The 8,651-nt window shown below is 60.9% G+C and carries 8 protein-coding genes; 4 read left to right on the plus strand and 4 right to left on the minus strand.

The window, feature by feature from the left end:
• Nucleotides 1–425 precede the first annotated feature (425 nt).
• From ACIO3S_RS29655 to ACIO3S_RS29665, 3 genes are all read left to right on the plus strand, one after another.
• Entirely contained in the window at nt 426–1,364 is a 939-nt protein-coding gene (locus tag ACIO3S_RS29655) for an alpha/beta hydrolase (protein WP_400470547.1), read from the plus strand.
• Nucleotides 1,365–1,488: 124 nt separating this feature from the next.
• Nucleotides 1,489–2,520 (plus strand): NADP-dependent oxidoreductase, encoded by a 1,032-nt coding sequence (locus ACIO3S_RS29660; protein ID WP_400470550.1) that lies wholly within the window; start codon nt 1,489–1,491, stop codon nt 2,518–2,520.
• Nucleotides 2,521–2,747: 227 nt separating this feature from the next.
• Nucleotides 2,748–3,350 carry a TetR/AcrR family transcriptional regulator gene (locus ACIO3S_RS29665; RefSeq protein ID WP_400470553.1) on the plus strand — a complete coding sequence of 201 codons (603 nt, stop codon included), beginning with the start codon at nt 2,748–2,750 and terminating at the stop codon, nt 3,348–3,350.
• Nucleotides 3,351–3,768: 418 nt separating this feature from the next.
• Here the strand turns inward: ACIO3S_RS29665 and ACIO3S_RS29670 are convergent, their stop codons facing one another.
• Entirely contained in the window at nt 3,769–4,695 is a 927-nt protein-coding gene (locus ACIO3S_RS29670) for an NADP-dependent oxidoreductase (protein ID WP_400470556.1), read from the minus strand.
• Between the two features lie 73 nt (nt 4,696–4,768).
• On the opposite strand from ACIO3S_RS29670, the gene ACIO3S_RS29675 reads away from it, so the two are divergent.
• Entirely contained in the window at nt 4,769–5,323 is a 555-nt protein-coding gene (locus tag ACIO3S_RS29675; RefSeq protein WP_400470559.1) for a TetR/AcrR family transcriptional regulator, read from the plus strand.
• 293 nt (nt 5,324–5,616) lie between these two features.
• Here ACIO3S_RS29675 and ACIO3S_RS29680 read toward each other — a convergent pair whose 3' ends face one another.
• Genes ACIO3S_RS29680 through ACIO3S_RS29690 form a run of 3 tightly spaced genes read right to left on the minus strand, consistent with a single transcriptional unit; the run spans nt 5,617 to nt 8,513 of the window.
• Complete coding sequence (locus tag ACIO3S_RS29680) at nt 5,617–6,486, minus strand: mycofactocin-coupled SDR family oxidoreductase (protein WP_400470562.1); 870 nt, start codon at nt 6,484–6,486, stop codon at nt 5,617–5,619.
• A 57-nt stretch (nt 6,487–6,543) separates the two neighbouring features.
• Entirely contained in the window at nt 6,544–7,005 is a 462-nt protein-coding gene (locus ACIO3S_RS29685) for a VOC family protein (protein ID WP_400470565.1), read from the minus strand.
• Nucleotides 7,005–8,513, minus strand: coding sequence for a CoA-acylating methylmalonate-semialdehyde dehydrogenase (locus tag ACIO3S_RS29690; RefSeq protein WP_400470568.1), 1,509 nt, complete (start codon nt 8,511–8,513; stop codon nt 7,005–7,007). The genes ACIO3S_RS29685 and ACIO3S_RS29690 overlap by 1 nt, the downstream gene beginning before the upstream one ends.
• Between the last annotated feature and the right edge of the window lie 138 nt (nt 8,514–8,651).

The raw sequence follows: 8,651 nt of genomic DNA on the forward strand, positions 1-8,651 counted from the left end.
GTGCACGTCGTCGCGGTGTGAGACGTAGCTCTCTCCGTCGCGGGTTGTCGACGGCTGGATCTGGTCGACATCGGACTTGGTGGCCATGGTGGCCCCTTTCGTTTTGGCTCGCTATGTGGGCGAGGCGGGTGAGTCTGACTCGTGCATCCCTGAGACTAGACTCACAGTTGGGGATAGTCAACGCTCCGTCGATTTCTCGAGTTTGGGTGGCTGTAGTTGCGGGCCTCGAGCGTGAGCGAGTCGGTGCGTCGAGAATCCGACAGGCTGTTGACGATCGCCGACGTTGCGTGCACAGTAGCCCCGAACATGCCGCCCGGGTCTCAGGGGCGGAGGAGATGGTGCCCATGAGAAAGCCGACGGAACAGGAAGAACGACCGTGCTACAGCAAGCGAACCCACGTCCAGCAATAGATTGTGTGGGCTGATATGGCGACTCTCGATCCACAGGTACGTGACTTGCTCGCGTCTTTGTCCAAGGCTCCACCTGCACTGCCCTGGGACGTACCTATCGCGTCTTACAGGTCAGCTGGAGAAAAGTTGGCAGCATTAGCTGGCCTTCCGAACTCGCGTTGCGACGCGAGAGACATCGTGATCGACCTCCCGGGGAGGTCGATCGGGGCTCGCATCTATCGCCCCAAGGGGCCAGTCGGAAGCCTTCCCGGCGTCGTTTACTTTCACGGTGGTGGATTCGTTAGGGGCAGTCTTGAATCGCATGACTCGCTATGTCGCGAGCTGAGCGTACGAGGCGGATTGAGCGTGGTCTCTGTCGACTACAGACTGGCGCCCGAGAACGTGTTCCCTCGGGCGCACGACGACGCGATTGACTCGTTCTGTTGGCTGTCTGATCATGCTGGTGAACTGAAGATGAGCCCAGATGCATTGGCGGTGGCCGGTGACTCGGCGGGAGCGATGCTGGCGGCATCAACAGCAGTCGGTGTTCAGAATCGCCTGGCTGGATTACCGGTACGGGCGCAAGGTCTACTCTGCCCGGTTCTCGATGTAACTCTTACCAATGACTCTGTTACAAAATATGAGCAAGCACCGTTGTTGTCGCGTCAGGTCCTCGCATGGTGCGTCGATCAGTACTTCCCAAATTTGGAGACTCGACAGTCTGCGGCTGCATCCCCGTTGATGAAGTCGACTCTCGCGGACGCCCCTGCTGCTATTATCCTCAGTTCGGAGATCGACCCGGTTTCTGATGATGCCCGGCAGTACTCAGCCAAACTCAAGAAGTTTGGTGTCGAGTCGGAACACCAGGAGTTCGCGGGGATGCCTCATAGCTTCTTTCTGCTCGCTGGCGTGTTGGAACAGGGTGAGCGGGCCATCGCCACATTCGCGGAGAAGTTGTCCGCACTCCTCCGGTAGGCGGCTCGCCGACCCATCTGGAAGAACTCAATCAATGAGGACTCGACACGCTGTTGACGAACATCGACGTATGGTCTAGTCTTCTAATCATGCATGACCTGCAGATGTCTTTGAGGAGAAAGCGATGAGTGCACTTACCAATCGGCTCTATCGGCTGCGGAGCCGACCAACCGGCGAGGTGACGGCCGAGAATCTGGAGTGGACCGAGGAGCCAGTGCCTGAGATTTCGGAAGGGCAGGCACTGATCCGCACGCACTATCTATCAGTTGATCCAACAAACCGGGTGTGGATGAGTGAGATGCGCTCATACATTCCCCCGGTCGAGTTGAATGCAGTGATGCGCGGCGCGGGGGTCGGTCGGGTCGTTGCCAGCAAGCGGGACGACCTTCCTGTCGGCTCGCACGTCGTGGGCCTGACTGGTTGGCAGGACTATTGCGTGGCTGATGTAGCGCGTGAGGACATGCCATTCACGGTTCTTCCTGATCCGTTGCCGGCTCCTCTTCCTGCCTTCGTCGGAGTACTAGGACACACTGGAATTTCGGCTTACCTCGGGGTCGAGTTCGGGGATCCGAAGGCAGGCGAGACCTTTTTCGTGTCGGCAGCAGCAGGAGCCGTAGGATCCATCGCGGGGCAGCTTGCGAAGCGACGGGGCGCCCGGGTAGTTGGGCTCGCCGGAGGTGCCAAGAAGTGTCAGTACGTCGTCGACCAGTTGGGTTTTGACGTCTGCGTCGATCGGCATGCTGACGACTGGAAGACTCAGCTTGACCTTGCTACCCCGGATGGCATCGATGTAGATTTCGAGAACGTAGGCGGCGAGATCATGGACCATGTGCTCGACCGCCTAAACATTGGGGCAAGAATCACGCTTTGTGGCCTGATCTCGGAATACAACGCCTACGGTAGCGATAACACGCAGCAGGGGCTCCGAAACGTTAGCCAGCTTTTGATGCAGCGTGCCATTCTTCGGGGGTTCATTGTTTTTGATCATGTAGATCGATACGGCGAGATTATCGCAGAGTTGGCCCAGGACCTTGCTGTGGGCGCATTGCGTGGCGAGGACACGGTAGTCGACGGTTTGGAAAACGCACGACTGACATTGAATCGCAGTATCGCAGGAGAGTACCGCGGTAAAGTTGTGGTCAAGGCAGTTGATTGACTGTGCCGGGCCGCGCGCGGGTGCCTTCTGAGACGACCGAAGAAGCGCCCTCGTGCCGCGCCGAAGGACGTGGGTGTTATCAGACCTGGGCTTCTTCGAATTTGAAAGCGGAACCCTAATGTGTGTGCCTCCCCCAATTGGTCTACGATAGAGACATGGTGCCTTCTTTTTCCAACGGTCTCAATGGCTCTGAGCCTCGGGCTGGCAGGCGGAATCTGAAGGGTGACATGCGAGAGCAGGCGATCCTTCAGTGTGCCTATGAGACATTGCGCAATGAGTCGATGCGGACGATCTCCATTGATCGCCTCGCGAAGGGCGCGGGTCTGTCACGGTCGTCATTCTATTTTTATTTCGAGTCTAAGTGGCAGGTGCTTTCGGCGCTTTTGTCGAGCGTGACCGACGACGTGTTCAATGCAGCGTCGATGTTTTTTGATCGTCCGGAAGGGATCTCCCCGGAGGCGGCGATCGAACATGCTGTCTCTGAGGTAGTGAATGTGTGGGAGAGGCATGGTCACGTGCTTCGCGAGGTTGGTGACGCCGCGGCGGCGGAGCCGACGCTGCAGGCACAGTGGGATCGAATTCTGGGCCGATTTATCGACGCCGCCGCCGCGGCTATCGAGCGGGATCGTTCTAGGGGCGTTGCCCTGGACGGTCCGCCGGCTCGTGCTTTGGCGGCGGCGTTGATGTGGATGGGCGAGAGAAATCTTGGTTTGATGACCATGCGTAGCGCTAATGCTATTCCCGTGCACGATATGGTCGAAACGACTACAACAGTGTGGCTGAGAACCGTATATGGTCTCGAATACCGGGGAGGATCGGCCAAGGTCTGATGATGCGGCACAGCTGATGAAAACCAGTCGATCGCGGCGAACCGGATCTGCAAGATGGTCCGGTTCGCGGCAGTTCGGCGGGTGTTTCAGTTTCTATCTACGCGCGGCGGCTCTGTACATGTCAAGATGGTTCTGATATGAGATCGGGCCCGGCGCGTCCGCGTAGGTCGGGCCAACGATGAGTTTGGTCTTTTGTCGACGACTTCGATGCAACCGTTGTGGAACGTAACGGCATGAGTGGTGCCGCGTCGACGTATGCGCGGTCGTTCCCGGGGTACGTCATGTTCCGCATGTCCGGAGGATGCTCCTGCGCTGTCAATCAGCGCATCGCGTGACGGCTGTGCATCAGCGTGGATGAGGCAGCCAGAGACCGCGACCGTTAGTCGCCTACTCCACGCGTTCGCGACCACATCATGCGTTAGGGTCGTGCGTCAGGAATGAGGACGATCTTGCCCCTGGCGTGGCGCGTCTCGCTGAGTTCTTGAGCCGCCACAGCCTCCGAGTACGGGAAGACCGCGGCAACGGGGATGCTCAACTGACCGGCGTCAGCGAGTGCCGCGGCTTCAGCAAGTCCGTGCTCGGCGAGTTCGTCGGTAGCTCCGCTGGACATTCGCACCCCGTGAGTTGCGGCCGAGGGATCGGCGATCGTGATGACTTTCGCTGCGTCACCTGCGATCGCTACGAGATCCGGCAGCGCCTCGCCCGCACAGTCGATCACCGCGGCCAGGCGGTCCGGAGCCAGGGCGCGCACGCGCTTGATCATTCCATCGCCGTAGGCCGTCGGAACCGCGCCTAGCTCACGAAGGAACTCGTGGTTGCGTTCACTCGCCGTGCCAATGACATGCGCACCACGCGCGGCCGCGACTTGCACGATCACCGACCCAGTCGCACCCGCGGCCCCATGTACGAGAACGATGTCTCCCTGGGCCGTTCCTGCGATGTCGAGGACCCGCGTGGCAGTCTCTACGGATCCGGCGGCGCCACCGGCCTCCTCCCAACTCCAGGAGGCGGGCTTGCGCGCCCAGGCAGTCAGTACCGCGAGCTCGGCGTTCGCGCCGCGCTGTGTCGGGTCTGTCCACCCGAAGACCTCATCGCCGACCGCCACGCCCTCGACACCGTCTCCGACTTCATCGACGATGCCGGTCGCGTCGAAACCCATCCGAAACGGAAAGGCCACCGGTACCACGTTCCGCAAATCGCCGGCACGGATCCGAAGTTCTCCCGTGCCCAGTCCGGATGCTCGAACGGCGATTCGGACCGTACCAGCCGTGGCGTGGGGGTCGGGGACTTCGGCGATCTCGACGACGTCCGCTGGGCCGTATTGGCGAAACTGCATTGCTCTCATACGATCAATTTAATGGAACGCCCCGTCCGCTTAGGCGAACTGAGAGTGGCGACGACGGAAGTGAGAACCCCTGATGCGCTCGGATGCGAGAGACAACCGCGAGCAGATCCTTGCCGTCGCGCGAGAAGCGTTCGCACGGGAGGGGGTCGACGTCCCAATCCGGGAGATCGCTCGACGGGCAGGAGTGGGCCCGGCGACGGTCTATCGGCACTTCCCGACCAAGGACGCGCTCCAGACGGAGGCATTCGACCACCAGCTATCCAGCTGCGAGGAGATACTGCGCACCGGCCTCGCCCATGACGACCCGCGCAAAGGACTTCGGTACGCGATCACCGAGCTCATGAGCATGCACGCGACCGATCGAGGATTCGCTCATGCGTTCACGTCCGAACAGTCCGGGAGCCCCGCCTTCGAGGAGCGCCGACGGCATAGTATCCGTCTTGCCAGCGAGCTGGCTCAACGAGCGAAACTGGCCGGCGTCATCCGTCCGGACGTTACCCTGGACGATCTGGTCCTCGTCCTCGCGGCCAACGCCGGCCTGCCTGCGGAGAGCACTGCGGCGCGGATGCGGGCCTCGCGGCGGTTGGCCGCACTGACCCTCCGCGCGTTCGAACAGCGCGACTCGTGAGGTGCGCTGCGGCCGGCTCTGGGGCACCACAGGTTCGTACGGTATCTGTTGCGCATTTCTACCGTCGTCGCTGGGCAGCGGCCGCACTCCTCATTACTCGTGGGGCATCCGTTTCTAAGCGCCGTGCTTCGGGTTCGGGCTCTCAAGGTGCCCACAACTAGCGCAAATACGCCGGTCGCAGCGAACCAGATCCTGCAAGAAGTCTGCTTCGCTGCGACCGATCGGGCTTTTCGGTTGACCCCGCGTGAGTGGCTAGTTCCACACAGCGTGATCCGTTATGTTTCGACGCGCTGCTACTGCTGTTGGTCAGCGGCCATTTTTGCCATGTTCAAACCGGGCATGAGCATGTGCCCGCCATCAACCAGCATCTCGAGTCCAGTCGTCCAACGCGACTCGTCGGATGCCAGCCAGAGGACTGCTTCGCTCATCGCGCGCGGCGGGAGCAGTCCAACGTCACGCAGGACCGACCAGTACTTGGCGCCTTGGAGATCTTCCTTCACGCCCTGACCGGGTCCCTTGCCTGAACACAGGTCGTACCCGCCCTGCCAGTCCAACGCGGGGGTGTCGGTCGGGCCCGGGAGCAGAATGTTGACCCGGATCCCGTACTGTCCGAACTCGAGTGCCGCGCTCTTCGCAACCCCGATGACGCCGTGCTTCGAGGCCACGTAGTGCGCGTAGTGCGGTGATCCCTCCACGCCGTTTCCGGACGATGTCACTACGATCGAACCGCCGCCACGCTCCTTCATTGCCGGAGTGACAGCCTTGAGCGTTCGCCAAACGCCGGTGATGTTGACGTCGAGGACAGCCGAGAACTCGTCCTCGGAGATGTCGGCGAACGGCTGAACCGTCCAGATCCCAGCGTTTGCGACGGCTACGTCCAGACCGCCAAATGCCTTCACGCCTTCAGTGACAAGCTGATCGAGCGAGGACTGCTTTCGGACATCGCCCTCGTGCGCGATGATCCGCCGGCCGAATGACTCGACCTCTTTCACTGTGATCTGGAGATCCTCAGCCGTTGCCGTCGGGTATGGAAGCCCGGTGTCAGGGGGACAGTCGAGGGCGAGAATATCGGCGCCTTCCTCGGCGAGTCGCACTGCATGTGCCCGCCCCATTCCACGTGCTGCCCCGGTGACCAGGGCAACCTTTCCGTCCATTCGTCCCATGGTGTTTCCTTCCTTGAATTGCGATACTGTGGAGAATCAGCTGATTTGAATACGCCCCTAAAGATCGGCGGTTTCCGGGGCGATGAGCTGTAGGAGAACGTCGATCCCCGGAGGCTCGGTCCATACGTGGTCCGAGCCGGCGATCTTGAACGGTCCATCGATCCGATCTGGGCGGCCAGGTCCGCGAATAGTGCAACCCCCTAGGATGACCTCGCCTAGAGGTTTGTCGAACCTAAGAGCGATATGGTCGATCATCGCGGATTCGCACCCGAGTGCATTCGACAGTGCCGCTGGCTCATCGATCGTAAAAAGTTCGATGCTGGCAGAGGTCAAAGAGAAGAAGGATGCACGAATATTGAGCGCGGGAGCTTCAAATGTGGATGCGATGGAAAGCCCGAATCTTTTCTGCCACTGATTCGAGGTGGCCTCCAGGTCGCGAACCATAATTCCGACATGATCAAGCCGTGGAAGCTGGCCCGGGACGCTGCTTTCGGGGTCAGGTGTTTGATCGGGCATCATCACTGATTCCCTGCCGCGACGAAGTTCGGCGTGACGCCCTTGCTGGGTTCCGTCCAGCGCTGCGTAACTACCTTGGACCTGGTGTAGAAGCGGTAGGCGTCGTAGTTCAAACCATCATCGCCGAAGCGCGAATCACCCCAGCCACCGAAGCCGAACCACGAGATCGGCACAGGAATCGGCACGTTGACGCCGACGCTTCCGGCTTGCACATGATGCGCAAAGTGGCGGCTCGCTGCGCCACTGGAGGTGAAGATCGACGCACCGTTTCCGTACGGACTGGCGTTGACAACTCGGAGTGCCTCGTCGAGATCGTCGACGCGGACTACGCTGAGGACAGGGCCGAAGATCTCGTCCCGGTAGAGATTGCTGTCGACCTGGACGTGGTCGACGAGACTCGGCCCGACGAAGTATCCCTCCCCGCGGGAGTCGATAGCCCGACCATCCACGACGACCGTTCCGCCTTGGCTTTCGGCTGTGTCCAGTGCGCTGCGGACTCGTTCGAGGGCAGCCTCCGAGACGAGTGGGCCCATGTCGGATTCCTCCGCGTCGCCGGGTCCGGTTGTGAACGCTTCGGCACGTTGTGCTGTCTTCGCAACGACCTGGTCTGCAACATCGCCAACCACGACGGCCACCGGTACAGCCATGCATCGTTGACCTGCGGCTCCGAACGCCGCCGACACCAACGCATCTGCTGCCGCGTCCAGGTCGGCGTCGGGCATCACGACCAAGTGATTGTTCGCCCCGCCCAATGCCTGCACTTTCTTGCCGGATTCGGCAGAGCGGCGATAGATCTCACGCGCGACGGGAGTGGAGCCGACGAAGGACACGGCTGCCACGTCGGGGTGGTCGATCAGCGCGTTCACTGCATCGACGCCCCCGTGCACGACGTTGAAGACACCCCTTGGGAGACCAGCCTCGGCAAGGAGCTGAGCCATCCGCACGGAAGCTGACGGCACTCTCTCGCTTGGCTTGAGCACGAATGAATTGCCGCAAGCGATCGCGGCCGCAAACATTGAGACCGGGACCATCACGGGGAAGTTGAACGGAGTGATGCCAGCACATACTCCGAGTGGCTGGCGAAAGGAATATGTATCGACCCCATTGGCGACCTGCTCTGCGTACTCGCCTTTTAGCTGCTGGACCGCAGACGCTGCAACCTCGACCGCTTCGATGGAACGAGCCACTTCGCCCCTAGCGTCGGCGAGTGTCTTTCCTTGTTCCGCGGTGATTATCGAGGCGATCTCCTCGCCATGTCCCAGCAAGAGGTTCCGAAATGCGAGGAGAATCGTCGCCCGTGCAGGGGTCGGAGTCGCCCCCCAGGATTCAGCGGCGCTTCGTGCGCTAGCGACGGCCTTGTCAACAAGATCAGCGCCTCCAAGTCCGACGGTCCGAACTGCATGGCCTGTTGCCGGGTCCACGATCTCGACCTGTTCCGCGGCAGCCGAATCTGCGGGAGCGCCGTCGATCCAGTGTGGAACTGTTTCGAACTGAATACGGGTTGTAGTCACAGAAATCTCCAAGGTGCGGGTGGCGAAAATGTTGCTGAGCTCTTGGGTTAGAGGTCTCGGGGGTGGGGGATCTCGGGGAACATCTCGAGTCCGTAGTTGGTCTTGAGGTTCTCGACTTCGGCGGCGAGCTGCTCGGGG

This window comes from Nocardioides sp. NPDC087217, from assembly GCF_044744805.1.
Classification (GTDB): Bacteria; Actinomycetota; Actinomycetes; order Propionibacteriales; family Nocardioidaceae; genus Nocardioides.

Coding starts and splice junctions, on each gene's coding strand:
- ACIO3S_RS29685 (WP_400470565.1), bottom strand. CDS start 7,005: ATGATGCCCGATCAAACACCTGACCCCGAAAGCAGCGTCCCGGGCCAG.
- ACIO3S_RS29675 (WP_400470559.1), top strand. CDS start 4,769: ATGCGCTCGGATGCGAGAGACAACCGCGAGCAGATCCTTGCCGTCGCG.
- ACIO3S_RS29680 (WP_400470562.1), bottom strand. CDS start 6,486: ATGGGACGAATGGACGGAAAGGTTGCCCTGGTCACCGGGGCAGCACGT.
- ACIO3S_RS29660 (WP_400470550.1), top strand. CDS start 1,489: ATGAGTGCACTTACCAATCGGCTCTATCGGCTGCGGAGCCGACCAACC.
- ACIO3S_RS29665 (WP_400470553.1), top strand. CDS start 2,748: ATGCGAGAGCAGGCGATCCTTCAGTGTGCCTATGAGACATTGCGCAAT.
- ACIO3S_RS29655 (WP_400470547.1), top strand. CDS start 426: ATGGCGACTCTCGATCCACAGGTACGTGACTTGCTCGCGTCTTTGTCC.
- ACIO3S_RS29670 (WP_400470556.1), bottom strand. CDS start 4,695: ATGAGAGCAATGCAGTTTCGCCAATACGGCCCAGCGGACGTCGTCGAG.